This is a genomic window from Pseudomonas lurida, from assembly GCF_013522705.1.
GTDB classification, from domain to species: domain Bacteria; phylum Pseudomonadota; class Gammaproteobacteria; order Pseudomonadales; family Pseudomonadaceae; genus Aquipseudomonas; species Aquipseudomonas quebecensis.
Genome location: NZ_JAAMRE010000019.1, coordinates 1 through 25,729, shown reverse-complemented (window position 1 = coordinate 25,729; position 25,729 = coordinate 1). Strand labels below are relative to the sequence as shown.

The following is a 25,729-nucleotide window of genomic DNA, read 5'->3' as shown; positions in this document are numbered from 1 at the left end:
CGCCAATTGCGCCCACCCATCGCCTCTGACACAATCGCGAATAATTCTCGTTAGTTTAAACCTCTTGTTTATTCGGTGATGCCTTGTCGTCGATCCAGACCCCACACAGTGAGCGGGTTGGTGCGTTATATCGCGACCATCGCGGCTGGCTGCTGGCCTGGTTGCGGCGCAACGTGGCCTGCCCGAGCCGCGCCGAAGACCTGAGCCAGGACACGTTCATGCGCCTGCTGGGTCGCGACACGTTGCCGGAACCGCGCGAGCCAAGGGCATTTCTGGTGGCCATCGCCAAGGGCCTGCTGTTCGACTATTTCCGGCGCGCGGCGCTGGAGCAGGCTTACCTGGCCGAGTTGATGCTGATCCCGGAAAGCGAACACCCCTCACCCGAAGCCCAGCACCTGATCCTCGAAGACCTCAAGGCCATCGACCGTCTGCTTGGCACACTGTCGAGCAAGGCTCGCGCGGCGTTTCTCTACAGCCGCCTCGACGGCCTCGGCCATGCGCAGATCGCCCAGCGCCTCGGCGTGTCGGTGCCGCGCGTGCGCCAGTACCTGGCCCAGGGCATTCGCCAGTGCTACATCGCGCTGTATGGCGAGCCGACATGAGTGCGATCGGCACCCGACCGGTCTCGGCCCGCGTGCTCGATGCCGCCATTGCCTGGCAGTTGTCCCTGGATTCGGGCGATGACAGTGCCCTGGAACGGGAAGAGTTCAGCAAATGGCTGGCCAGCGATGAAGAGCACGCCCGCGCCTGGCGGCAGCTGGGCATGCTCGACCAACGTTTCAGCGTCGCCTCGGGCCCGGCGCGGGCGGCGCTGTTGCAGTCGCGCCAGGCCATTCGCCAACGGGTGCGCAAGCTCGGCAGCGGCCTGGCGAGCATCGCGCTCATCTGCGGCCTGGCTTTGTTTGCGGGCGAGCGCTATGTGCCGATCCACTACTGGCTGGCCGATCAACGCACCGCCACCGGCGAGCAGCGCACCCTGAAACTGTCGGACGGCACGCAGATCAACCTCAACACGCACAGCGCCATCGACGTGCGCTTCGATGAAAAGCGCCGATTGATCGTGTTGCAGGACGGTGAAATCCTCGTCGAAACCGGCCACAACGACGCTCGCCCGTTCTACGTGCAAACCCGCGACGGCCGCCTGCGGGCGCTGGGCACGCGGTTTATCGTCAAGCGCGAAGACGACGCCACGCGCCTGAGCGTGCTGCAGTCAGCCGTGGCGGCGCAGCCGCAGGCACTGCATCAGGAACAGATCTTCAAAGAAGGCCAGCAGGTGCTGATGCGCAGCGACGGCCTCGGCCCACTGCTGGCGGTGAGCCCTGCCACCGATGCGTGGACACGCGGCATGCTGGTGGTGGACAACGCGCGCCTGGGCGACGTGATCGAGGAATTGAGCCGCTACCGGCCCGGTTACCTGGGTGTGGATAAAACCGTGGCCGACCTGCGCATCACCGGCAGCTTCCCGCTGCACGACACCACACTGGCGCTCAATGCGCTGTTGCCGACATTACCGGTGCAGATCAGGCAGCGCACGCCGTGGTGGGTGACGGTGGGTGCCAGGCCTTAGGCATCAGTAATGCCTGGGCTGAGGCTATCGAGGGCAAGCCCCTCCCACATTTACCTGAACAAAACCCGATTAACTGTGGGAGGGGGTTTGCCCCCGATAGGCCTTCAAACACACCGAGAAATCCCCGGCAAAAAATATTTTCATCTCGCCCTATCACTTTTCGAATCTCGCTCGGCACATAGGCAATTGCGAATTACTTCCATTCAGGAGCCGCCTTATGTCCCGCACGCTAGATACCCTGCTGCGCCCCAGTCTGTTGGCCGTGGCCATTGCCCTCAGCACACCGCTGATCACGCCTCAGCTGTTGGCCGCCGAACAGGCCTCCAGCGTGCGTGCCTACAACCTGCCGGCGGCGCCTTTGGCCAGCACGCTCAACCAGATCGCCAGCCAGGCCGGCCTGGCGTTGACCCTCGACCCGGCCCTGGCCGCCGGTAAAACCTCCGCCCCCGTAAACGGCCAGTTCGATGCCCAGAGCGCACTGCGCCAGGCCCTGCGCGGCACGGGATTGCAGTTGGAACAGAGCAGCGCCGGGACGTTTACCCTGGTGGCGATTCCGGACGGCGTGGTGGCATTGCCGGAAACCAACATCACCGGGCAAGGCAGCTATGAAAGTGCCTGGGGCCCGGCCCAAGGCTACCTGGCGACACGCACCGCCGCCGGCACCAAGACCGACACCGCCCTGGTGGAAGCGCCACGCTCGATCTCCGTCGCCACCCGCCAGCAAATGCAGGACCGCAGCGTTCACACCCTCGATGATGCGGTCAAATACATGCCCGGCATCGTGTCCGCCAGCTACGGCAGCGACACACGCTACGACTGGATGCGGGTACGCGGCTTCGAACCCACCCAATTCCTCGACGGCCTGCCCCTGCCACGCGGCGTGTATGCCAACCCAAAAGCCGAGACCTGGAACCTCGACCGCCTGGCCCTGCTGCGCGGGCCGGCCTCGTCGGTGTACGGCCAGACCCCGCCGGGTGGCCTGCTGGACATGGTCAGCAGCCGTCCCAGCGAGCAGACCAGCCATGCGGTGCAAGTGCAGTACGGCAGCGACAACCACCGCCAGATCAACTTCTCCAGCACCGGCAAGATCGACGACGATGGCCAGTTTCTCTACGGCCTGAGCGGCGTGGTGCGCGACTCCGGCACCCAGGTCGATCACATCGACAACAAGCGCTACAACATCGCACCCAGCCTGACCTGGAACATCGACCCCGACACCCGGCTGACCTTGCTGTCGCAGTTCACCCGCGACGATACCGGCGCCACCAGCCAGTTCCTACCGATACAGGGCACCAAGATCAAATCGCCGCTGGGGGAGGTGTCTCACCACAAGAACCTCGGCGATCCGGACTATGAGTTCTACGACCGCACCTATTACGCGCTGGGCTATGCCTTCGAGCATCGCTTTAACGATACGTGGCAGTTCAAGCAGAACCTGCGTTACACCAAGTCCGAGCTGTCGTTCCAGCAACTGACCGTGGGCTCCTACGCCTTCTCGCCGGCCGATGCGGCGGGCAATATCAGCCGGTCCACCACCAATGTGGACGAGAACATCGGCCAGTTCGCCGTGGACAACAACTTCCAGGCCGACATTGCCACGGGCGACATCACCCACACCCTGCTGCTGGGCCTGGATCATCAGCGTACCGACACGTCCTATCTGTCGATCTTCGGCGTGGCCTCGGGCACCAATATTTTCAACCCGACCTACGGGGGCCCGACCGTACGTCCTGCACGCTCCACAGCGTTCTATGACTACAACCAGAAAACCGTGCAAACCGGGCTCTACGTCCAGGACCAAATGGCGTTGGACAACTGGCGCCTGACCTTGGGTGGCCGTGAGGACTGGGTGCACCAGGGCACCACCTACTTCAACAAGAACGACGCCACCAACACTGACCGCAGCAAGAACTTCAGCGGCAACGCGGCCTTGAGCTACGTGTTCGACTCCGGTTTCGTGCCGTACTTGTCCTACGCCGAGTCGTTCCAGCCGGCGAGCAACGCCAGCGTCGACCCCGTGAAGTCGTATAAACCCACCGAAGGCAAGCAATGGGAACTGGGGGTCAAATACCAGCCGCCCGGCTCCAACACCCTGCTGAGCGCGGCGGTCTATGACCTGACCCAAAAGAACGTGCTGGTGACCAGCTTCCAGGCCGGCGGCGTTTCCGTCACCGACCAGACCGGCGAAGTGAAGGTCAAGGGCCTGGAATTGGAAGCGGTGTCTGACGTGACCGATAACCTCAAGGTGATCGCCGCCTACACCCTGGCCAAATCCGAGGTGCAAAAAGGCCAATACAAAGGCAACCGCCTGCAACTGATGCCCAATCAGCAAGCGTCGCTGTGGACCGACTACACCTGGCACACCGGCGTGCTCGATGGCTTCGGCATTGGCTTTGGCGCGCGTTACACCGGCAACACCTACGGCGACCAGGCCAACACCTGGCTGGGTAAGGCCAACGCCTACACCGTGTTCGATGGCGCTGTGCATTACGACCTCGGTCGCCTGGACAACAGCCTCAAAGGCGCGTCGCTGAAGGTGAACGCCACCAACCTGTTCAACAAGGACTACCTGTCCACCTGCGATGGCAACTACTGCTACTTCGGCGACCAGCGCAGCGTCGTCGCCAGCGCCACGTACCAATGGTGATCGGCGCACAGGCAGCAGGCTGAAGCATGAAAAGCACAACCATCCGACGCTGGTCCTTCGTCCACACCTGGACCAGCCTGATCTGCACGGTGTTCCTGCTGCTGCTCGCCCTCACCGGCCTGCCGCTGGTGTTTCACCATGAGATCGACCATCTGCTGGGCAACGAACCCCAGCTCCAGCAGATGCCGGCCGATACGCCGCGATTGAACCTGGAACAACTGGCGAACAAGGCCCTGGCCCATCGCCCCGCAGAGGCCCTGCAATACCTGGCCTGGGATGAAGACGACCCGAACGGTGTGATCGCGATTATGGCCGCCACCGCCGGCACGGAGCCGAACGCGTCCCACACCTTCATGCTCGATGCACGCACCGGCGAAGCGCTGGAGATGCCCTCGGCCAATGGCGGTTTCACCTTGTTTTTGCTGCGCCTGCATGTGGATATGTTCGCCGGTCTGCCGGGCAAGCTGCTGCTGGCGTTCATGGGCGTGCTGTTTGTGCTGGCGATCATTTCCGGCACGGTGATGTACCTGCCGTTCATGCGCCGTCTGAAATTCGCCAGCGTGCGCCGGGACAAAACCACTCGCCTGCGCTGGCTCGACCTGCATAACCTGATCGGCGTGGTCACGTTGACCTGGGCGCTGGTGGTGGGCGTGACCGGCGTGATCAGCGCCTGCGCCGACCTGATCATCGCCGCCTGGCGCCAGGACAGCCTGACGGCCCTGATCGAACCGTACAAGGACGCGCCGCCGCTGACCTCACGCGCCCCGGCCAGCGAGTTGCTGAACATCGCCGCACGCGCCGCACCCGGCATGCAGCCGGACTTTATCGCCTTCCCCGGTACGCGCTTTTCCAGCGAGCATCACTACGCAGTGTTCATGAAAGGCAGCACCCACCTGACCTCGCACCTGCTCACCCCGGTGCTGATCGACGCCAGCACCCTGCAGGTCACGGCCATCGCCGAGCGGCCCTGGTACATGGACGCCATGGGCCTGTCCCAGCCGCTGCACTTTGGCGACTATGGCGGCATGCCGATGAAAGTCCTGTGGGCGCTGTTGGACGGGCTGACCATCGTCGTGCTGATCAGCGGGATCTACTTGTGGATCGCCAAGCGCAGGGCGGGCAAGGCATGAGGCCACGCCAGTCGAGTTTCTGGAAGGTATTTGGCATTCCGCTGGGGATTGGCGTGCTCAGCGCCGCAGGGTTGTTTGCGGCGTTGCTGGGGGATGGGCTATGGGATTCGTTGAGCTGGGTGGGGTTGGGCATACCGGCGGCCATTGGTAGTTGGGGGTTGTTCAAGCGTCGTGGCTGAGGGCCTCATCGGGGGCAAGCCCCCTCCCACATTTTTGATTTGTGAACACATTCAAAGTGTGGGAGGGGGCTTGCCCCCGATGAGCCCTCAACCTGCCCCTCGCCAGCCACCGCGCGACCCTCTAGGCTAGCCACAGTCAATCCAGAGGAATGCCCATGTCCACGCCCAACATGACCTTGTTCCACAACCCTGCATCGCCGTTCGTACGCAAAGTCCGCGTGCTGCTGCTCGAAACCGGCCAGCAGGACCGCGTGGCCCTGCACGCCTGCATGCCGACGCCGGTCAACCCCGATGCGCAGTTGGTCGACGGCAATCCCGTGGGCAAGATCCCGGCCCTGCGCCTGGCCGATGGCAGCGTGCTGCACGACAGCCGGGTGATCCTCGATTACTTCGACCACCAGCACGTCGGCAACCCGCTGATCCCCCGCGACGGCTCGGCGCGCTGGCGTCGCCTGACCCTGGCCTCGATGGCCGACGGCATCCTGGATGCCGCCGTGCTGGTGCGCTATGAAACCGCCCTGCGCCCGGTGGAGAAACACTGGGATCAGTGGCTCGACGAACAGCGCAACAAAATCCGCCGCACCCTCGCCGAGCTGGAACAGAATGCCATCGCCGAATTGGCCAGCCATTTCGACATCGCCGCGATCAGCGTGGCCTGTGCCTTGGGCTATCTGGATTTTCGCCATCCGGATATGCAATGGCGCGTGGACAACCCGCAGCTTGCCGCCTGGTACGCCGACGTCAGCCAGCGGCCTTCGATGCTGGAAACCCAGCCGCCGGCCTGACCTGCACACCGACCCAATGTGGGAGCGGGCTTGCCCGCGACTGCGGTATGTCATTCAGTACATCTGTTTGTGAACCACCGCTATCGCGGGCAAGCCCACCCCCACCTTGGACGGTGGTGACAGCAAGGAATGTGGCGATCCTTGTGGCTAACTGCGCCCCTACTTGTCGATCCTCGCGCAAGCCGATCATTGCACCGCCTCCAGATCAAACTGCAGCGGCTCGGTCGCCTTGCGCTTGCCCACGCCGTACCAGTCCAGGTTGCGCGTCAGCACCATCACCGTCCCGAGCAGGCCGAACAGCAGCAGCGAGCCCATCAGCAGTGCGTAATCCTCCGCACTCAGCAGCCCATACAACAAGCCATACAACGCCGCGAGCCCCGCTGAGAACCCCAGGCCATGGGCGACGCTGCGCAGCACATGGCACACATAGAAACCGATCAACATCACGCATGCGCTTGCGGAAATCAGGTACGCCAGGGCAAACCCCAGGTGCTCGGACAGCGACAACAGCAGCAGATAAAAGAACGCCAGCGCCACGCCCACCAAGGCATATTGAATCGGGTGCACCGCCAGGCTCTTGAGCACTTCGAACAGGAAGAAGCCGGCAAAGGTCAGGGCGATGAACAGCAGCGCATATTTGATCGCACGGTCGCTCTTGAGGTACTGGTCCACCGGATCGATGAAGTTCACGCCGAAGCTGCGGTTGTTGAAGTCCTCACAGCCCTGTCGATCCAGGCAGGCTTGCAGGGCCTGTTCGAGGTTGGTGGAGAAGAACGAGGTTTGCCAGCTGGCGGTGAAGCCTTTGTCGGTGATGTCACGCTGGGCCGGCAGGAAGTTGCCGATAAAGCTGGGGTGCGGCCAGTTGGACGCGAGGGAAACCTGACTGGTCTTGCCCACCGGCACCACTTGCAGTTGTTCGGTGCCTTGCAGGCGCAGGTCGAAGGCGAAGTCCACCATCGCCGGCTTTTTGCTGTCCTGTTCCGGTAGCGCCACATGCACGCCCTCCCCCAGCCAGTCCACTTGTGAGCCTGGTTCGAATTCCAGGCGCTGGCTGCCCAGTTCCAGCTTCAGCGCATTTTCGATGCCGCGAATATCGCTGATACCCACCGCCAGAAAAGCCGGCTCAAAACGGTAATCCTCAAAGTGTTCGGTGATGCCCAACTGCGCAGGCAGCTCAAAACGCCCGCTGATACGGGTGTCGGCATGGAACAGCCGCGCCTGGTAAATACCCCGCGCGCGCAACTCGGTCTGCACCTTGCCATCGAGTTCAAAACGGTCCGGCAGGAAATACAAGCGGCCACGCTCTTCACGGGTTTCCTCGTAGCGCTTGTTGAGCTTCTCGTTGAGCTTCCACTCACGCACGGTCTTGCGATACGGCACCACCATCACCGGCCCGGTCAGGCGCTGGGCGTAGCTGGAGCTGCGGGCGATGTCCATCACGACACCGTCGCGCAGTTGCTGGCGGTCACTGATGATGCCGTTGATCATCAACAACGGAATCAGCAACAGCAGGATCAGTAGCGCAATGGCGCCAAGTTTGAAAAGCAGGCTGCGGTTCATGGGGCTCTCCCTGTTTTGATGGGCAGAGCGTGAGCCGCGTGCGTGGGTGTTTTATGTGGGCATTGTGGAGACTGTGTGGAGATGCAGCACCACCTGCACGCCGCCCGACGTGTTGCCGATCTGCAGGGCGCCGCCGTGCAGCTTCATCACCTCCTCGACGAAGTTCAAACCCAGGCCGGTGCTCTTGCGCCCACTGACCGGACGCGGCAATGAATAAAACCGCTCACTCAAGCGGGGCAAGGCATAGTCGGGAATCGGCGCGGCCTGGTTGAACAGGCTCACCTGCACATCGTTGTGCCGGCTGCTCGCACTGAAGCGCAACGTGCCACCCGGCGGGGTGAAATCCAGGGCGTTGTCCAGCAGATTGCCCAACGCCTGACGCAACAGGAAGGGTTCGCCAAACACTTTCACATCCGCCGCAATCGCTTGTTCGACGTGTAACCCGGCGCCTTCGATGCGCGCACATTGGGCATTGAGCACATCGTCTACCAGGGCCGCCAGCGGGATACTCACTTGTTCTTCCAATCCCTGGCGCTGCTCCACCTGCGCCAGGTTGAGCAGGCGTTCGATCAACTGTTGCAAGCGCGCGCTTTCGCTGTCGATATTGCCGACAAAGCGCTGCTGCTGCTCACGGCTCATATCGCCCTGCAACAGCTCCGCCGCGCCGCGAATGGCCGCCAGCGGGCTTTTCAGCTCATGGGTCAGGGTGTGCACATAATGTTCGACGTAGGCCTTGCCCTCCAACTGCGTGCGCATGTGCTCCACCGCGGTGGATAACTGCTTCAACTCGCCGCCGCGGTAATGCGGCAACTCGGCCCGCCGGCCCTCGCTGACCGCTTCGGCATAGGCGGTCAGCCGTCTTAACGCAACGCTTAACCACCACGACAACAAGGCGCCCAACAGCAAACCAAGGGTCACCAGGCCGGCGCCGTACCACAGCAGGCGCCGCTCGGTACGGTCGACGTAAGGCTGCAACGAGCTGTTCGGCTTGGCCACAGTGACCACGCCGATGATCTGGCCGTTATCGCGGATCGGCGCGCCCACGTGCATCACCGACGAGGTGGCGTCCTCCGGGGTGCTGCGGGTGGAGCGCGCGCCGTATTCGCCACGCAGGGTCAGGTAAACGTCGTTCCATTTCGAATAGTCCTGGCCCACCGCCACGCCGCTGGAATCGAGCAGCACGGTGCCGTTGGCGTCGGTCACGTAGATACGGTGATTGACCTGGTTTTTCGGCAGCCCCCAAATGGTCGCGCCCGGCTGGCGGTTGCCGTAGGCCTTGAGCAATTCGGGCCAGTGGCTTTGGCCGAGGGTGCCGTTTTTCACATCATCGCGCAGGATCTCGGCCAACAGGTTGGCAGTGTCCACCAGGGTTTCTTCGGTGGACTGGCGCACGCCGGGGCGGATTTCCTTCATTACGGTGCTGAGCACGAAATAGCCGGTCAGGCCGATAAACAGCGCGTACACCAGGAAAATCCTCAGCCCCAGGCGCATCAGCCGTGGCTCGGACTGTAGCTGTAGCCGAGGCCGCGATGGGTCTGGATCGGTTCGGCTTCGGCGGCAACGCCGCGCAGTTTGCTGCGCAGGCTTTTGATATGGCTGTCGATGTTGCGCTCGTAGCCGGCATCGGCGGGCACGCCCACGGCGTCCAGCAGCTGTTCGCGGCTGAACACCCGCTCAGGTTGTTCCAGCAGGCTCTGCAGCAGACGAAATTCATGGCGCGTCAGACTCAAGGGCTGACCGCGATAGGCGATCTGCATGCGCTCCAGGTCCACCTGGAACAACGCCGGCGCCACGCCGGGGCCGACGCGCTTGAGGATCGCCTTGACCCGCGCCGCCACCTCCCTTGGGCTGAACGGCTTGACCACGTAATCGTCGGCGCCGATCTCCAGCCCCACCACCCGGTCGATCTCGCCGTCGCGGGCACTGAGGAACATGACAGGCACTTCGCTGAAACGGCGCAACTGCTTGCAGGTCTCAAAGCCACTGATATCCGGCAGACCGATGTCGAGAATGATCAGGTCGGCCGGCGTCTTGCGTTGATGCTCCAGCGCCGCCTGGCCCAGGCTCAGCCAAGTAGTGCCGAAGCCCTCGCCTTGCAGGGCGAATATCAACGTGTCGGCAATCGCGGCTTCGTCTTCGACAATCAGGATGTGGGGCATGGCGGTCCGTCAGCAGTCCGGTTTGTCAGCAGTGTACCGACGGGCCGGGTTTACCGCAGCGCCGAATTCACGCAGGGCCTTGGCACCGATCAGCAGCGGGTAATTGAAACTGCTGCGGTCGGTGAGGTTGACCTCGACGGTGCGCTTGACGTTGCCCAGGCACATTTCCAGGTCGATGACCGGGCGTTTGGCCACGGTGGCTTCGTCCTTGTCATCATCTTCGTCGGCACGGCTCTTGATCTTGCTGATGCGCGAGACTTTGTGTTCGTAGACCTTGTCGGATGCGCCCGTGCCGCCGAGGCGGAAGCGCACCCAGTCGTCGCCATCGCGGGTGAAGGTCTGGATGTCACGGGCCGACAGCGAGGCGGTCAGCGCGCCGGTGTCCATCTTGGCCTTGAAGGTTTCGCCGATCTCCGGCAACTGGATGTATTCGTAGCGACCGTAAAGGGTCGGTTCGGCGGCCATGACCGGCAGGGCAACCAGGGCGAGGGAGGCAAGGAGCAGTTTCACGAAGTGATTCCTTGGAAAAGAAGTAGGCGGATTCTAGACCGCATAAGCGCTACTTAGTTAGATCCCCCGGCGTTTTGTGATTTGGCCTCTAGACTCAAGCTGCTTATCATGGCCCGCCCACACCCTGCCAAGAGTTGCTTATGCGCCGCCTGCTCACCGGCTGTCTGGTTACATTGCTGCTGTTACTCAATACGTTGGTCCTGATCGGGCCGCTGATGGTGTTTGCCCTGCTCAAGCTGGTGGCGCCCGGTCGTTATCGGGACTACATGTCCTGGGCGGTGATGTGGATCGCCGAGACCTGGGCCGAGATCGACAAGCTGATCTTCGCCCTGTGCATTCCAACGCAGTGGGACATTCGTGGCGGGGAGGATTTGCGCAGCGACACGTCGTACCTGGTCATCGGCAACCACCAGTCCTGGGTGGACATCCCGGCGCTGGTCCAGGCCCTCAACCGGCGTACGCCGTTCTTCAAGTTCTTCCTGAAAAAAGAGCTGATCTGGGTGCCCTTCCTGGGGCTGGCCTGGTGGGCGCTGGATTACCCGTTCATGAAGCGCTACACCAAGGCGTTCCTGGCCAGGCACCCGGAGCTGGCGGGCCAGGACTTGAAGATCACCAAACAGGCCTGTGAGCTGTTCAAGCGCCAGCCGGTAACGGTGGTCAATTACCTGGAAGGCACGCGCTTCAGCCAGGCCAAGCACGCGCAGCAGGCGTCACCGTTCAAGCGGTTGCTCAAGCCCAAGGCGGGCGGTGTGGCGTTTGTGCTGGCGGCGATGGGTGAACAGCTGGATGCGGTTCTCGACGTCACCGTGGTCTACCCGTCGCAGCACACTCCGGGGTTCTGGGACTTGATCAGCGGCGCGGTGCCGAAGGTGATCATCGATATCCAGACCCGCGAGCTGGACCCGGCGTTGTGGCAGGGAGATTACGAGAACGATCCGGCGTTTCGCCAGACCGTACAGAGCTGGGTCAACCAGCTCTGGGAAGAGAAAGACGCGCGCATCGAACACCTGCGCGCGCAGGGGTAATCAGCTGCCGGTGCCCCAGGCCTGAGCCAGTTTGCCCAGCACCGAGCTGTTGGCGCCCTGGCTGCCCAGGAACTGCAGGATCACCGGGGCAAACTGACCGACCATGCCGCTGTCCATGCCCAGGGCGCTGAACGCGGTGTTGAGGTCGTTGGTGTTCTTCACGTTACCCAGCAGGCCGTCGAGGCCGCTGGTCTTGCTGCCGCCGGTCTGGCCGAGCATCCCGCTCAAGGCTCCGAGGCTGCCCAGAGCATTGTTGCCCGACAACTGGTCAAGCCCGGGCACGCTCTGGCCCAACTGTGAGTAGTCTTTGCCGCTCAACTGGTTACGCGCCAGGCCAAGCATGGCGCCGGTGCCGCCGATGGCTTGCTCCGGCGTGACGTTCAGTTGCGAGGTCAACGCGCTCAGCAGGTCGGCCGTCTCGGACGACGGTGCGGCAGCGGCGGCTTTGTTGTTGCCACCCTGCATACCGGAAATCGCATTGGCCGCGTCGCCCAGGCTGAAGCCTGCGGCGAATGCGGGCCCGGCAGCCAGCGTCATCAGGCAGGAAAGGGCGAAACCGCGTGAAATCTTCATTGGACCAACCTCGGGATATAAGGGCAAAAGCAGGCGTTGGACTGGGTAACCGGTCGGTTGTTCCAAGCCCTGGGAGGAACCGATCCAGCCAAAGCGGGTCCATGAACTGACTACAAAATTTGTCAGGAAGAGACTTATGACTGCGATCCAACCCCCAGTGATTGAGCACAAGCCTGCATTCTGGAGCCGCCCTCGCCTGTTCGTCGGCGCCTGTGTCGTGGTGGTTGCCGGCATCGGCGGCGCGATCTACACCCACGACAGCGTCAAATCCGCCGCCACCCTGGTGACCACCACCCAGCAGCCGGCCGCGCAGATCATGGCGCACAAGGATTACCTCGAAGTGCAACCCATCGCCGCCGCCGCGGCGGAGCCGGATAAGAGCCTGGAACTGTGGGCGATCCCCAAAGACGGCACCCCGATCTCCCTGGGCCTGTTGCCGGAGGACGGCAAAGGCATCATTGGCCTGAACCCACGTCAGCAAGCGTCCATCAGCAAACCGGTGGAGTTGATGGTGAGTTCGGAGACCAAAGGCGGTTCGGTGAGCAAGCAACCCACCGGCCCCACCGTCTATCAGGGCGCCCTGGCCAACCGCTGATATCCCAAATACCACAACCCCCTTTCCCACATTTTGGCTCTCATCGCATCACCGGATTGCTCACGCCAAAGCCCATATGCCCGAGGTCGTCTACATGGCGACACGGGTTTGATGAGCAGGTGAATGTGTGCAGCTTCGGCTTTTTGCAGGTTCTTTTAGCCGACCACAAACTTAATCACAACAAACGAAAGTCATCTCTTTGAGGTATTCGAAATAACGCACGCCTTCAATAATCACTAATCAATATATAAAACTGTCATTTATTACAGTATCCCACGCTAGAAGCCAAACTTATCATCAGACTTCAATTCACGTATAAGGGATGCGCCATGACTTACAAAATTGCTATGGGAACTTTGGCCGTTTTGGTATTCGCGGGAAGTGTTCACGCTGCAGATATCAAAGATTGCCCTGAAAAAAACTCTATTAAGTCTGAAAAGTTCCACGACGCTAGCCTTCCGGGGGCTTACGGTGACGGCTTCAAGTACACAGCTACCAGCAACGGCAAGACATGGACAGGGCAAACATCCGGAACTGAAGATGATTATCTAGCAGATAAATACGCACTCAAGGTAGAAACTTTCGGCGTAGTGGACGGAAAACTACGCTGCGACTACGGTGGAAAGCGGTTAGTAGAAAACGGTAAAGTTTCAGACCCCCACCTAAGACTCTCAACACCTCAATAAGTAATAAGGGCGGCCTTGAAGGTCGCCCTTATCATTTTCTACCACTCAGGCCGCGCTGAACAACTTATGCGGATCAATCACAAACTTCTTCGGCACGCCCGCATCGAACTCGCCGTACCCACGTGGCGCGTCGTCCAGGCTGATCACCTGCACGCCGACGATTTCGGCGATGTTGATGCGGTCCCACATGATCGCCTGCATCAGCTGCCGGTTGTACTTCATCACCGGGGTCTGGCCGGTGTGGAAGCTGTGAGACTTGGCCCAGCCCAGGCCGAAACGAATGCTCAGGCTGCCCATTTTCGCGGCGGCATCCACGGCACCTGGATCTTCGGTGACGTACAGGCCAGGGATACCGATTTTGCCGGCCACGCGCACCACGCCCATCAGTGAGTTGAGCACCGTGGCCGGGGCTTCGGCCTTGACGCCGTCATGGCCGTGGCCGCGTGCTTCAAAACCCACGCAGTCGACGGCGCAGTCCACTTCCGGCTCGCCGAGCAGCGCGGCGATCTGTTCATGCAACGGCGTATCGGTGGACAGGTCGACGATTTCAAAACCCTGGGCCTTGGCGTGGGCCAAGCGGATGGAGTTCACATCGCCGATGATCACCACCGCCGCGCCCAACAGCCGCGCAGAGGCAGCAGCGGCCAGGCCGACCGGGCCGGCACCGGCGATGTAGACGGTGCTGCCTGGGCCAACACCGGCGGTAACAGCGCCGTGGTAGCCGGTAGGCAGAATGTCGGAGAGGCAGGTTAAGTCACGGATTTTCTCCATGGCCTTGTCGCGATCCGGCAGTTTGAGCAGGTTGAAGTCGGCATACGGCACCAGCACGTATTCGGCCTGGCCGCCGGTCCAGTCGCCCATGTCGACATAGCCGTAGGCGCCACCGGCACGGGCCGGGTTAACGGTGAGGCACACCCCGGTGTGTTGCTCTTTGCACGAACGGCAGCGGCCGCACGCTACGTTGAAAGGTACGGAAACCAGGTCGCCGATCTTCAGGTTTTCGACGTCGCTGCCCTTCTCGATCACTTCACCGGTGATTTCGTGACCGAGCACCAGGCCGGTCTGGGCAGTGGTACGGCCGCGCACCATGTGTTGGTCGGAGCCGCAGATGTTGGTGGAGACCACGCGCAGGATGACGCCGTGCTCAATCTTCCTGCCACGGGGGTCCTGCATTTTGGGATAGTCGATTTTCTGTACTTCGACCTTGCCGTTGCCGAGATACACGACACCACGATTACCAGACATGTCAGTCACCTCTATATTTATCGTTGTTGAGAGAGTGGAGCGAGCTTCAAGCGGCAAGCTACCCGCCGCAAGAAGTGTGCAGTGCCGCTTTTTCCTGCGGCTTGAAGCTTGCAACTTGCCACTAAAGAACGACCGTCCTGTTAGCGTTCAAGAACACACGTTTTTCGATGTGATACCCAACGGCCCGGGCCAGCGTCAGCCCTTCAATATCGCGCCCCTTGGCAATCAAGTCCTCGGGATAGTGGCTGTGATCCACCACCTCCACGCCCTGGGCGATGATCGGGCCTTCGTCCAGGTCGTTGTTGATGTAATGCGCCGTGGCGCCCACCAGTTTGACGCCCTTGTTGTACGCCTGGTGATACGGCTTGGCACCCTTGAACCCCGGCAACAACGAGTGGTGAATGTTGATGGCCTTGCCATCGAGCTTGCGGCACAGCTCCGGCGACAGCACTTGCATATAACGCGCAAGAATCACCAGTTCAGCGCCGGTGTCTTCCACCACTTGCCACACCTGACGCTCCTGGGACGGTTTGTCGTTGGGGTCGAGGGGGAAATGGTAGTAGGGAATCTGATGCCAGTCGGCCAACGGCTTGAGATCGGGGTGGTTGGACACCACCGCCACCACGTCCATCGACAGTTGGCCGATGCGCTGGCGGTACAGCAGGTCGTTGAGGCAGTGATCGGCCTTGGAGACCATAATCACCACTTTTGGCCGGTAGTTCGGCGCCGTCAGCTCGAAGATCATGCCAAAGGCTTCACCGCGCGTGGCCAGGCCATCGCGGAAAGCCTGCTCGTCGAAGCCGTCGGGCTGACGGAATTCCACGCGAATGAAAAACCGGCCCGAGAGGCGGTCATCGAACGAGTGGTGTTCGGTGACGTAGCAACCCTGCTCGAACAGGTAGCGGGTAACCGCGTCCACCGTGCCGAGCACGCTGGGGCAGTCGGCAGTCAAAATCCATGTATCGGGTGCGCGGCTCATTGTGCGTGACTCCTTGATCGTTCCTACGCTCTGCGTGGGAATGCCGCCATGGACGCTCGGCGTCCGCTCTTGGGACGCGGAGCGTCCCGGGATGCATGCCCACGCAGAGCGTGGGAACGATCATCCTCAGGCTTGAACGCTCAGACCGAACTCGGCCGAGGCATCCTGCAACCACAACCACCAGTAATCCGAAAAACTGCGACGAATCACCAGTTCCCAGGTGTCTTCAGCGGTATGGCGGATCACCAGTTGGGACTTGGCGAACACCGTGCCCACCGCCTTGCCCACCGGGAAGTTGTTGGGGTGGACGTCGTAGCTGGTGGACTTCATCAGCACGTCGCGTACGTTCGGGCCGCTCAGTTCAAGGATCTGCTGGCCGCCGCTGACATTGACGATCTGGATATGCAAATCAGCCAGAGCGGCACGCAGGTTCTGCTCGGCGGCGAACTCTTCACCGCTCGGCACGATCAGCAACCATTCATCCGGGCCGAGCCATTGCAGGCTGGTTTCGCCTTTGACGATCACCTGCAGGGCGCCCGGCAACTCGATGCCCAGAGCCTTGTGCACGCCGGCGGCAAAGGCCGCGTCATGGCCGTCACCACGGATCGTGAGATGGCCGAGCAGTTTCTTTTCACGCACGGTCACGCCGGCGTTCTTGCGACCCTTGCCGACCAGGCTGGCGAGGTCGGCATGGTGCAGCGACGACTCGGCCTTGGCGCCGGAGGTGGGGCGTTGTTGGTAAACATTGGCTGCTGTCATAAAGCACCTGTGTCTTAAATTGATCGTTCCCAGGCTCTGCGTGGGAATGCCGCTTTGGACGCTCTGCGTCCGCTCTTGGGACGCAGAGCGTCCCGGGATGCATTCCCACGCGGAGCGTGGGAACGATCAGGTGTCAAATGTTCTGGCGATCGCCTTTCGGGTCAAAGAACACCGAAGACACAATCTCCGCTTCGATCACGCTGCCATCGGCCTGAGGCGAGAACACCCGTTCGCCGATGCGCTTCAAGCCGCCTTTCACCACGCCCATGGCAAACGAATAACCCAGGGAGTTGTGCGCATAACTTGAGGTGACGTGACCGACCATCTTCATCGGGATCGTCTGCTTCGGATCGAGCACCAGTTGCGCGCCTTCCGGCAGCCATACCTTCGGATCGATCGGCTTGAGGCCCACCAGTTGCTTGCGCTCTTCACGCACGCAGTCTTCACGGTTCATCCCGCGCCAGCCGATCCACGAGAACGGCTTGGTACGGCCAACGCACCAGCCCATGTTCAGGTCGTCGGGGGTCATCGAGCCGTCGGTGTCCTGGCCGACGATGATGAAGCCCTTCTCGGCCCGCAGTACGTGCATGGTCTCGGTGCCGTACGGGGTCAGGTTGTACTTCTTGCCAGCGGCGACGATCTGTTCCAGCACGCCCATGGCGTAGTCGGCCTGCACGTTCACTTCGTACGACAGCTCACCGGTAAACGAGATACGGAACACCCGCGCCGGTACACCGCCCACCAACCCTTCTTTCCAGGTCATGAACGGGAAGCCGTCCTTGTCCAGGTCGATGTCGGTGACTTCCGCCAGCAGCTTGCGGCTGTTGGGGCCGGACAGGGTCATGGTTGCCCAATGGTCAGTGACCGAGGTGAAGTACACCTTGAGGTCCGGCCATTCGGTCTGTTGGTAGATTTCCAGCCACTGCAGTACGCGGGCGGCGCCGCCGGTGGTGGTGGTCATCAGGAAGTGGTTGTCAGCCAGGCACGCGGTCACACCGTCGTCGAAGACCATGCCGTCTTCCTTGCACATCAGGCCGTAGCGCGCCTTGCCCACGTCAAGCTTGGTCCAGGCGTTGGTGTAGATGCGGTTGAGGAACTCACGGGCATCCGGGCCTTGAATGTCGATCTTGCCGAGGGTGGACGCATCCAGCAGGCCGACGCTGTCGCGCACGGCCAGGCATTCGCGTTTCACCGCAGCGTGCAGGTCTTCACCGTTGCGTGGGAAGTACCACGGGCGTTTCCACTGGCCGACGTCTTCAAACTCGGCGCCGTTCTTCACGTGCCAGGCGTGCAGCGCGGTGTAGCGCACCGGTTCGAAGATATGCCCACAGTGCCGGCCCGCTACGGCGCCGAAGGTGACCGGCGTGTAGTTGGGACGGAACATGGTGGTGCCCATCTGCGGGATGGTCACGTTCAGCGAGCGCGCGGCAATCGCCAGGCCGTTGACGTTACCCAGCTTGCCCTGGTCGGTGCCGAAGCCCAGCGCGGTGTAGCGCTTGACGTGCTCGACCGACTCGAAGCCTTCGCGGGTCGCCAGTTCGATGGCGGCAGCGGTGACGTCGTTCTGCAGGTCGACGAATTGCTTCGGCGCCCGTGCGGTCGGCTTGTCGTGCGGCACTTGGTAAACGGCCAGTGTTGGCTCTTCCAGACGGCTCAAGGCCTTTGGCAGGGTGCCTTCCACCGGGGCAAAACCGGCTTCGCTGGCGGCGCGCACGCCGCCTTCAAAACCATCGGCCAGGGAATCGCCGAGGCCGTAGACGCCGTTGATACCACCGACGCACACGCGTTTCTGCGGCGCTTCACCCGGTACAAAACCGAGGATGTCTTCACGCCAGGTCGGCTTGCCGCCCAGGTGCGAGGCCAAGTGGACCACCGGGCTGTAGCCGCCGGAGCTGGCCACCAGGTCGCAGTCCAGCCACTCGCCGGGGCTGGTGACTTTATGCGCCTTGACGTCAATCGCGGCGACACGCGCAGCGGTCACGCGCTTGGTGCCACGGGCTTCGACCACAGCGCTGCCGGTGAGGATGCGAATACCTTTGGCGCGGGCTTCCTCCACCAGCGCGCCGCGTGGGTTGTGGCGCACATCAGCGACCGCCACCACTTGCAGGCCCGCATCCAGCCAGTCCAATGCAACGCGGTAGGCGTGGTCGTTGTTGGTCGACAGCACCAGTTTTTTACCTGGCGCTACACCGTAGCGGCGCACGTAGGTGGAAACCGCACCAGCGAGCATGTTGCCCGGCACGTCGTTGTTGCCGTACACCAGCGGACGCTCGCACGCACCGGTGGCCAGCACCACGCGCTTGGCACGTACACGGTGGATACGCTGACGCACCACGCCGATGGGCGCGCGGTCACCGAGGTGGTCGGTCAGGCGCTCGTGAATGGTCAGAAAGTTATGGTCGTGGTAGCCGTTGACGGTGGCGCGGGGCAGCAGCACCACGTCCGGCAGGGCTTTCAATTCGGCGATAACGCTGGCCACCCATTCAGTGGCCGGTTTGCCGTCCAGGCTTTCGCGCGAATCGAGCAGCGAACCACCGAACTCTTCCTGCTCATCGGCAAGGATCACGCGGGCACCGCTGCGCGCGGCGGCCAGTGCGGCGGCGAGACCCGCAGGGCCGGCGCCGACCACCAGCACGTCGCAGTGTCGGTTGAAGTTGTCGTAGGTGTCCGGATCGTTCTCGGTCGGCGAGCGACCAAGGCCGGCAGCCTTGCGGATGTACTTCTCGTAGGTCATCCAGAACGATTGCGGGTACATGAAGGTTTTGTAGTAGAAGCCCGGTGGCATCAGCTTGCCGCCGACCTTGCCGAGGATGCCCATCATGTCGTTGTTGACGCTCGGCCAGCCGTTGGTGCTGGTGGCAACCAACCCTTGGTACAGCGCCTGTTGCGTAGCGCGCACGTTAGGGATTTGCGTGGCCTCGGTAGCGCCGATCTGCAGCACGGCGTTCGGCTCTTCGGCGCCGGCGGCGTAGATGCCCCGTGGGCGCGAATATTTGAAGCTGCGGCCGATGATATCGACGCCGTTGGCCAGCAAAGCAGCGGCCAGGGTGTCGCCCTCGAAGCCTTTGTAGCTCTGGCCGTTGAAGCTGAAGGTCAGGACTTTATTACGGTCGATCCGGCCACCGTTGGACAGGCGATTGATCTGGCTCATACCTTCTCTCCAGAGGCCTTGGCGGTGAACTGAGGCTTCTCACCGATCTTGTAGGTTTCAAGAATTTCGTAGGTCACGGTGTCGCGGGTCGCGTTGAAGTACTGGCGGCAACCGGCGGCGTGAATCCACAGTTCGTGGTGCAGGCCACGGGGGTTGTCGCGGAAGAACATGTAGTCGCCCCACTCTGCGTCGGTGCAGGCATTCGGGTCCAGCGGGCGCGGGATGTGCGCTTGGCCGGATGCATGGAATTCCTCTTCGGAGCGCAGTTCGCCACAGTGAGGACAGAAGATATGCAACATAGGGAATTTCTCCTGTTAGTGGGCGACGGCCGCGGCGCCGTGTTCGTCGATCAACGCACCGTTGTGGAAACGGTCGATGGAGAAAGGTGCGGCCAATGGGTGCATTTCACCCTTGGCGAGGCTCGCGGCAAATACGTTGCCTGAGCCCGGCGTGGCCTTGAAGCCACCGGTGCCCCAACCGCAGTTGAAGAACATGTTCGGTACCGGGGTCTTGGAGATGATCGGGCACGCATCCGGCGTGGTGTCGACGATGCCGCCCCACTGGCGGTTCATGCGCACGCGCGACAGCACCGGGAACATCTCGACGATGGCCTGGATGGTGTGTTCGATCACCGGGTACGAGCCGCGCTGGCCGTAGCCGTTGTAGCCGTCGATACCGGCGCCGATCACCAGGTCGCCCTTGTCGGACTGGCTGATGTAACCGTGCACGGCGTTGGACATGATCACACTGTCGATAATCGGCTTGATCGGCTCCGACACCAGTGCTTGCAGTGGGTGGGATTCGATCGGCAGGCGGAAACCGGCGAGCGAAGCCATGTGACCGGAGTTACCGGCAGTCACTACACCGACGCGCTTGGCGCCGATAAAGCCCTTGTTGGTTTCCACACCGATGCACACGCCATTTTCCTTACGGAAGCCGATCACTTCGGTCTGCTGGATCAAGTCCACGCCAAGTGCGTCGGCGGCGCGGGCAAAGCCCCAGGCCACGGCATCGTGACGGGCCACGCCGCCGCGCCGTTGCACGGTGGCGCCGAGCACCGGGTAGCGGGTGTTTTTCGAGCAATCCAGGTACGGAATTTCGTCCGCAACCTGCTTGGCGTTGAGCAGTTCGCCGTCCACACCGTTGAGACGGTTGGCGCTGACGCGACGCTCGGAGTCACGGATGTCCTGCAGGGTGTGGCACAGGTTGTAGACGCCACGCTGGGAGAACATCACGTTGTAGTTCAGGTCCTGAGACAGGCCTTCCCACAGTTTCATCGCGTGTTCGTACAGATGCGCCGACTCGTCCCACAGGTAGTTGGAACGCACGATGGTGGTGTTGCGCGCGGTGTTACCGCCGCCCAGCCAGCCTTTTTCAACCACGGCCACGTTGGTGATGCCGTGCTCTTTGGCCAGGTAGTAGGCAGTCGCCAGACCATGCCCGCCGCCGCCGACGATGACCACGTCGTAGACCTTTTTCGGGGTCGGCGTGCGCCACATCTTCTGCCAGTTTTCGTGGTGGCTGAGTGAGTGCTTGAAGAGGCCGAAGCCCGAGTAGCGTTGCATAGTCATTACTCCAAAACCGCGCTCAGCGATAAACCGGGAAATCAGCGCACAGGGCAGACACGTGCTTGGCCACGTTGGCCTCGACATCGGCGTCGCCGAGGTTGTCGAGGATGTCGCAGATCCAGCCGGCCAGCTCGATGCACTGCGGCACTTTGAAACCACGCGTGGTCACCGCCGGGGTGCCGATGCGCAGGCCCGAGGTCACGAACGGCGACTGCGGGTCATTCGGTACCGCGTTCTTGTTGACGGTGATGTGGGCGCGACCGAGAGCGGCATCCGCCTCTTTGCCGGTCAGGCCCTGACGGATCAGGCTGACCAGGAACAGGTGGTTGTCGGTGCCGCCGGACACTACATCGTAGCCGCGCTTGATAAACACGCTGGCCATGGCCTGGGCGTTGTCGATCACTTGCTGCTGATAGGCCTTGAAGCCGGGCTCCAGCGCTTCCTTGAAGCACACGGCTTTGCCGGCGATGACGTGCATCAGCGGGCCGCCCTGGGCACCGGGGAAGACGGCGGCGTTGAGTTTCTTCTCGATCTCTTCGTTGGCCTTGGCCAGGATCAGGCCGCCACGCGGACCGCGCAGGGTCTTGTGGGTGGTGGTGGTGACCACATCGGCGTACGGCAGCGGGTTCGGGTACAACCCGGCGGCGACCAGGCCGGCGACGTGGGCCATGTCGACGAACAGCAGTGCGCCTACTTTGTCGGCGATCTGACGGAAGCGTGGGAAATCCAGGGTCTTGGAGTAGGCGGAGAAACCGGCCACCACCATCTTCGGCTTGTGTTCCACCGCCAGGCGCTCGACTTCGTCGTAGTCGATCAGGCCGGTGTCGGTATTGATGCCGTACTGCACCGCGTTGTACAGCTTGCCCGAGGACGACACCTTGGCGCCGTGGGTCAAGTGACCGCCGTGGGCCAGGCTCATGCCGAGGATGGTGTCGCCGGCATTGATCAGCGCCAGGTACACCGCGCTGTTGGCGGACGAACCGGAGTGCGGCTGCACGTTGGCGTAATCGGCGCCGAACAGTTGCTTGGCGCGTTCGATGGCCAGGGCCTCGACTTTATCCACATGCTCGCAGCCGCCGTAGTAGCGCTTGCCTGGGTAGCCTTCGGCGTACTTGTTGGTGAGGCCGCTGCCTTGCGCTTGCATCACACGCTTGCTGGTGTAGTTCTCTGACGCGATCAGCTCGATATGATCTTCCTGGCGCTGCTCCTCGGCATTCATCGCCGCCAGCAGTGCGTCGTCATATCCCTGGATCTGGTCTTGTTTGCTGAACATCGCGTCTCTCCCAGCCTTTCGTCTTGTTAAGGCCCTCGCAGGGCCCTTTGATGCGATGGTAGGGCTGGTGCAGACAGGTCAAATGCCTGCGCACGCCACGCAAAGGTGCGTTTACGACATTGTTCAAACAACACGGAATAAATGTGGGAGGGGGTTAGGCAATGATGTGGCGCAGGAGCAGCAGCAGGAGGAAGTGCATGGGATACAGGGCGTAGGCCCAGCGGCGCATTGCTGGCGGCGAGGTGCTGTGGGCATGTCGCAATAAGACTAAGCCCGCCCATGGCGCAATCAGGCACGCGACCAACCCCAACAGCGCCACCGCCGTGCCGCTATTGAGCAGGATCTGCCATTGATTGGCGGCCACGCAGACCAATCCTGGCAACACACTGAAATACCAGGGCAGGCGAAACACCAGCAACATCGCCAGCGGCAGCAATACGCCAAAAAAACCGAACATCAGCTGACTGGAGAACACCGCCGCCAAGGCAAGGGCAATCAGCGCCAATCCTCGATCAATGGTGGTTTTCTGCTGCCATCCTCGTGCAACCAGCAGGCCCAGTGCGAGGGTGGGTAGCACGTTCAACGTATCGGCATCCTCGATAAACAAGCGATACGGCACTTCGCTGATCACACTGAACAGCAGCAACCACCCCAGGTAGCGCCATTGACCGCTTACCGGCGCGTTTCGGACCCGGTGCAGGTTCGCCGCAATCGCCAGGCAAAACCACGGAAACGCCAGACGCCCCGGCACATACAGGCCATCCAGGCTCAAACCGACATAACGCAGGTGGTCGAGCACCATGCTCAGCAGCGCCAGCCACTTGAGCAGGTCCAGGGCGCCGTCTCGGACGGGTCCGACAGGCAAGGCGTGAGCGCTGTGCATAAATCCCCAATGACTTTGCATTTACAGAGCGTGCGCGCGCCCAACAATCTTGGTTACAGTGCGCACCAACATCGACCACAGGAACGGGCCATGACCGACAAGAGCCAACAATTCGCCAGTGACAACTATTCCGGCATCTGCCCGGAAGCCTGGGCCGCCATGGAACAAGCCAACCACGGCCACCAGCGCGCCTATGGCGATGATGAATGGACCCACCGCGCCGCCGACGGTTTCCGCAACCTGTTCGAAACCGACTGCGAAGTGTTCTTCGCCTTCAACGGCACCGCCGCCAACTCGCTGGCGCTGTCGTCTTTGTGCCAGAGCTACCATAGCGTGATTTGCTCGGAAACCGCCCACGTCGAAACCGATGAATGCGGCGCGCCGGAGTTTTTCTCCAACGGCTCCAAGCTGCTCACCGCACGTACCGAAAACGGCAAGCTGACCCCGGAATCGATCCGCGAGATCGCCCTCAAGCGACAGGACATCCACTACCCCAAACCGCGTGTGGTCACCCTGACCCAGGCCACTGAAGTCGGCAGCGTGTACACCCCCGAAGAAATCCACGCCATCAGCGCCACCTGCAAGGAACTGGGTCTGAACCTGCACATGGATGGCGCGCGCTTCGCCAACGCCTGTGCGTTCCTCGGCTGCTCGCCGGCCGATCTGACCTGGAAAGCCGGGGTGGACGTGTTGTGCTTTGGCGGCACCAAGAACGGCATGGCCGTGGGTGAAGCGATCCTGTTCTTCAACCACAAGCTCGCCGAAGACTTCGATTACCGCTGCAAACAGGCGGGTCAGTTGGCCTCGAAAATGCGCTTCTTGTCCGCCCCCTGGGTGGGCCTGCTGGAAAACGACGCCTGGCTCAAGCACGCACGCCACGCCAACCATTGCGCGCAACTGCTGAGCAGCCTGGTGGCCGATATTCCCGGCGTCGAACTGATGTTCCCCGTGCAGGCCAATGGCGTGTTCCTGCAGCTCTCGGAACCCGCCATCGCCGCACTGACGGGAAAAGGCTGGCGCTTCTACACCTTCATCGGCAAAGGTGGGGCGCGCTTCATGTGTGCGTGGGATACCGAAGAGGAACGCGTAAGAGAACTGGCTGCGGATATCAGGGAAGTGATGAACGCCTGAGCCTGGCGAATACTGGCGCAATGCCGAGTCTGTTATCTGGTATTTCCGACAGCAGCGCGCTGGGTTTTCATTGGCTAGCCTCTTGGAACCCGCAAGGAAACGGTCGCTGCAGCGGCTGACCTTTCGGGCACAACCGCCCGCCGACAATCGGCTGGAAACGGAAATCCAGAAGAGGTTTGATCATGGAATATCAAAGCAACGGCAATATGCTCAAAAGCGACGGCAGTGTCAGCACCACGGTGATCGACTGGGATGAGTTCAGAAAGACCGCCCAAATCGGCGACACCATCCGCGAGCCGTCGAGGACGTTGAGGATCTATGACAAAGTCTATGAATTGACAGCTTCAGGCCAGCACTTCGTAGTCCACCTCTACGCCCAGTAACCTTCTGACCATTCCCACGCTCAGCGTGGGAATGCCTCCACGGACGCTCCGCGTCCGGGCCACACGCCTGTCCAAGGATGATTCCATGGGTAGAAGCCGCTATGTCATCACCGAACCCGAGAAGCCGCATTTCCTGACCTGTACCGTCATGGAGTGGCTACCGCTGTTTACCCGCAACTACATCGTCGGCCATCTCCTGGATTGCTGGCGATATCAACAACGCCATGAGGCGCTCAACCTTTACGCCTACGTCGTCCTCGAAAACCACCTGCATTTCGTCGCTCAAGCGCCTGACTTGGGCAAGTGCGTCAGCCAATTCAAATCCTTCACTGCCCGTACCATCATCGATGACCTGCAGAGTAAAGGCGCTGAGCGCGTATTGCGGCGCCTGCGCTTCAGCAAACGTGCGCATAAAGCCGATCGGGTTTATCAACTGTGGCAGGAAGGCTCACATGCCGAGCTGGTGTATAGCGACGCCGTGATGCGCCAGAAGCTGGATTACATCCACCACAACCCGGTGAAGCGAGGATATGTGGATCAGGCAGAACACTGGCGGTATTCCAGCGCTCGCGACTACTCAGGGATGCAAGGATTGATCGACATCCAGCACTGGCACTGAACATCAAGTTCTATGCACCTTGTGACGCGGAGCGTCACGGGCTGCACTCCCACGCGGAGCATGGGAACGATCTACGCTCAGAAGCCGATTAACCTCGTTCCCACGCTCTGCGTGGGAATGCCTCCCCGGACGCTCCGCGTCCCGCCAAGCACGCAAGATTTGAACCTTGTGCATCTTGTGACGCGGAGCGTCACGGGCTGCATTCCCACGCGGAGCGTGGGAACGATCGACGCTCAGAACCCAGTGAACCTCGTTCCCACGCTCTGCGTGGGAATGCCTCCCCGGACGCTCCGCGTCCCGGCAAGCACGCAAGATTCGAACC

The 25,729-nt window shown here is 61.8% G+C and carries 25 protein-coding genes; 12 read left to right on the top strand and 13 right to left on the bottom strand.

The annotated features are described in order from the left end of the window. Nucleotides 1-83 precede the first annotated feature (83 nt). From G7025_RS16375 to G7025_RS16350, 6 genes are all read left to right on the top strand, one after another. On the top strand, nt 84-602 hold the full coding sequence (locus tag G7025_RS16375; RefSeq protein WP_181080193.1) for an RNA polymerase sigma factor: 519 nt from the start codon (nt 84-86) through the stop codon (nt 600-602). Continuing rightward, the gene (locus G7025_RS16370; protein ID WP_181080192.1) at nt 599-1,567 is read left to right on the top strand and encodes a FecR domain-containing protein; all 969 of its coding nucleotides are present in this window, start codon (nt 599-601) and stop codon (nt 1,565-1,567) included. The genes G7025_RS16375 and G7025_RS16370 overlap by 4 nt, the downstream gene beginning before the upstream one ends. A gap of 217 nt (nt 1,568-1,784) precedes the next feature. Then, complete coding sequence (locus G7025_RS16365; RefSeq protein ID WP_181080191.1) at nt 1,785-4,214, top strand: TonB-dependent siderophore receptor; 2,430 nt, start codon at nt 1,785-1,787, stop codon at nt 4,212-4,214. Nucleotides 4,215-4,240: 26 nt separating this feature from the next. After that, complete coding sequence (locus tag G7025_RS16360; RefSeq protein ID WP_181080190.1) at nt 4,241-5,344, top strand: PepSY-associated TM helix domain-containing protein; 1,104 nt, start codon at nt 4,241-4,243, stop codon at nt 5,342-5,344. After that, the gene (locus tag G7025_RS16355; protein WP_181080189.1) at nt 5,341-5,523 is read left to right on the top strand and encodes a hypothetical protein; all 183 of its coding nucleotides are present in this window, start codon (nt 5,341-5,343) and stop codon (nt 5,521-5,523) included. Before G7025_RS16360 ends, G7025_RS16355 begins: the two co-directional genes overlap by 4 nt. 155 nt (nt 5,524-5,678) lie before the next feature. Then, a complete protein-coding gene (locus G7025_RS16350) occupies nt 5,679-6,308 on the top strand; it encodes a glutathione S-transferase N-terminal domain-containing protein (RefSeq protein WP_181080188.1) in 630 nt (209 codons plus the stop codon). A gap of 186 nt (nt 6,309-6,494) precedes the next feature. On the opposite strand, the gene creD is transcribed toward G7025_RS16350, so the two are convergent. From creD to rloA2, 4 genes are read right to left on the bottom strand one after another with little or no spacing between them, the layout of a single operon-like run. Then, nucleotides 6,495-7,868, bottom strand: coding sequence for a cell envelope integrity protein CreD (gene creD, locus G7025_RS16345; RefSeq protein ID WP_181080187.1), 1,374 nt, complete (start codon nt 7,866-7,868; stop codon nt 6,495-6,497). A gap of 51 nt (nt 7,869-7,919) precedes the next feature. Next, nucleotides 7,920-9,359 carry a two-component system sensor histidine kinase CreC gene (gene creC, locus G7025_RS16340; protein ID WP_181080186.1) on the bottom strand — a complete coding sequence of 480 codons (1,440 nt, stop codon included), beginning with the start codon at nt 9,357-9,359 and terminating at the stop codon, nt 7,920-7,922. Then, nucleotides 9,359-10,027, bottom strand: a complete 669-nt coding sequence (gene creB, locus G7025_RS16335) for a two-component system response regulator CreB (protein ID WP_181080185.1) — start codon at nt 10,025-10,027, stop codon at nt 9,359-9,361. The genes creC and creB overlap by 1 nt, the downstream gene beginning before the upstream one ends. 9 nt (nt 10,028-10,036) lie before the next feature. Further along, entirely contained in the window at nt 10,037-10,537 is a 501-nt protein-coding gene (rloA2, locus tag G7025_RS16330; protein WP_181080184.1) for a retropepsin-like aspartic peptidase RloA2, read from the bottom strand. Between the two features lie 140 nt (nt 10,538-10,677). Between rloA2 and G7025_RS16325 the strand changes: the two genes are divergently transcribed. After that, on the top strand, nt 10,678-11,562 hold the full coding sequence (locus tag G7025_RS16325; RefSeq protein ID WP_181080183.1) for an acyltransferase: 885 nt from the start codon (nt 10,678-10,680) through the stop codon (nt 11,560-11,562). On the opposite strand, the gene G7025_RS16320 is transcribed toward G7025_RS16325, so the two are convergent. Continuing rightward, the gene (locus G7025_RS16320) at nt 11,563-12,135 is read right to left on the bottom strand and encodes a DUF2780 domain-containing protein (protein ID WP_181080182.1); all 573 of its coding nucleotides are present in this window, start codon (nt 12,133-12,135) and stop codon (nt 11,563-11,565) included. Nucleotides 12,136-12,271: 136 nt separating this feature from the next. Between G7025_RS16320 and G7025_RS16315 the strand changes: the two genes are divergently transcribed. Further along, the gene (locus G7025_RS16315) at nt 12,272-12,730 is read left to right on the top strand and encodes an anti-sigma factor domain-containing protein (protein ID WP_181080181.1); all 459 of its coding nucleotides are present in this window, start codon (nt 12,272-12,274) and stop codon (nt 12,728-12,730) included. 329 nt (nt 12,731-13,059) lie between these two features. Next, nucleotides 13,060-13,416, top strand: a complete 357-nt coding sequence (locus G7025_RS16310) for a hypothetical protein (RefSeq protein WP_181080180.1) — start codon at nt 13,060-13,062, stop codon at nt 13,414-13,416. Between the two features lie 45 nt (nt 13,417-13,461). On the opposite strand, the gene fdhA is transcribed toward G7025_RS16310, so the two are convergent. From fdhA to G7025_RS16270, 8 genes are all read right to left on the bottom strand, one after another. After that, nucleotides 13,462-14,661, bottom strand: a complete 1,200-nt coding sequence (fdhA, locus tag G7025_RS16305; protein WP_005792122.1) for a formaldehyde dehydrogenase, glutathione-independent — start codon at nt 14,659-14,661, stop codon at nt 13,462-13,464. A 121-nt stretch (nt 14,662-14,782) separates the two neighbouring features. Next, nucleotides 14,783-15,640 (bottom strand): formyltetrahydrofolate deformylase, encoded by an 858-nt coding sequence (gene purU / locus G7025_RS16300; RefSeq protein ID WP_181080179.1) that lies wholly within the window; start codon nt 15,638-15,640, stop codon nt 14,783-14,785. A gap of 126 nt (nt 15,641-15,766) precedes the next feature. After that, entirely contained in the window at nt 15,767-16,399 is a 633-nt protein-coding gene (locus G7025_RS16295; RefSeq protein ID WP_181080178.1) for a sarcosine oxidase subunit gamma, read from the bottom strand. Between the two features lie 133 nt (nt 16,400-16,532). Next, a complete protein-coding gene (locus G7025_RS16290) occupies nt 16,533-19,550 on the bottom strand; it encodes a sarcosine oxidase subunit alpha (protein ID WP_181080177.1) in 3,018 nt (1,005 codons plus the stop codon). Continuing rightward, nucleotides 19,547-19,849: a sarcosine oxidase subunit delta gene (locus tag G7025_RS16285; protein WP_065885450.1), complete on the bottom strand. Its 303-nt coding sequence runs from the start codon at nt 19,847-19,849 to the stop codon at nt 19,547-19,549. Before G7025_RS16285 ends, G7025_RS16290 begins: the two co-directional genes overlap by 4 nt. A gap of 15 nt (nt 19,850-19,864) precedes the next feature. Beyond that, complete coding sequence (locus tag G7025_RS16280) at nt 19,865-21,115, bottom strand: sarcosine oxidase subunit beta (protein WP_010207084.1); 1,251 nt, start codon at nt 21,113-21,115, stop codon at nt 19,865-19,867. A gap of 22 nt (nt 21,116-21,137) precedes the next feature. Then, nucleotides 21,138-22,391: a serine hydroxymethyltransferase gene (gene glyA / locus G7025_RS16275; protein WP_181080176.1), complete on the bottom strand. Its 1,254-nt coding sequence runs from the start codon at nt 22,389-22,391 to the stop codon at nt 21,138-21,140. A 154-nt stretch (nt 22,392-22,545) separates the two neighbouring features. Next, entirely contained in the window at nt 22,546-23,274 is a 729-nt protein-coding gene (locus G7025_RS16270; RefSeq protein WP_181080175.1) for a TraX family protein, read from the bottom strand. Nucleotides 23,275-23,364: 90 nt separating this feature from the next. Between G7025_RS16270 and G7025_RS16265 the strand changes: the two genes are divergently transcribed. From G7025_RS16265 to G7025_RS16255, 3 genes are all read left to right on the top strand, one after another. After that, entirely contained in the window at nt 23,365-24,405 is a 1,041-nt protein-coding gene (locus G7025_RS16265; protein WP_181080174.1) for a threonine aldolase family protein, read from the top strand. Between the two features lie 182 nt (nt 24,406-24,587). Then, complete coding sequence (locus tag G7025_RS16260; RefSeq protein ID WP_181080173.1) at nt 24,588-24,788, top strand: hypothetical protein; 201 nt, start codon at nt 24,588-24,590, stop codon at nt 24,786-24,788. A gap of 85 nt (nt 24,789-24,873) precedes the next feature. Next, on the top strand, nt 24,874-25,407 hold the full coding sequence (locus G7025_RS16255; protein WP_181080172.1) for an REP-associated tyrosine transposase: 534 nt from the start codon (nt 24,874-24,876) through the stop codon (nt 25,405-25,407). Nucleotides 25,408-25,729 lie beyond the last annotated feature (322 nt).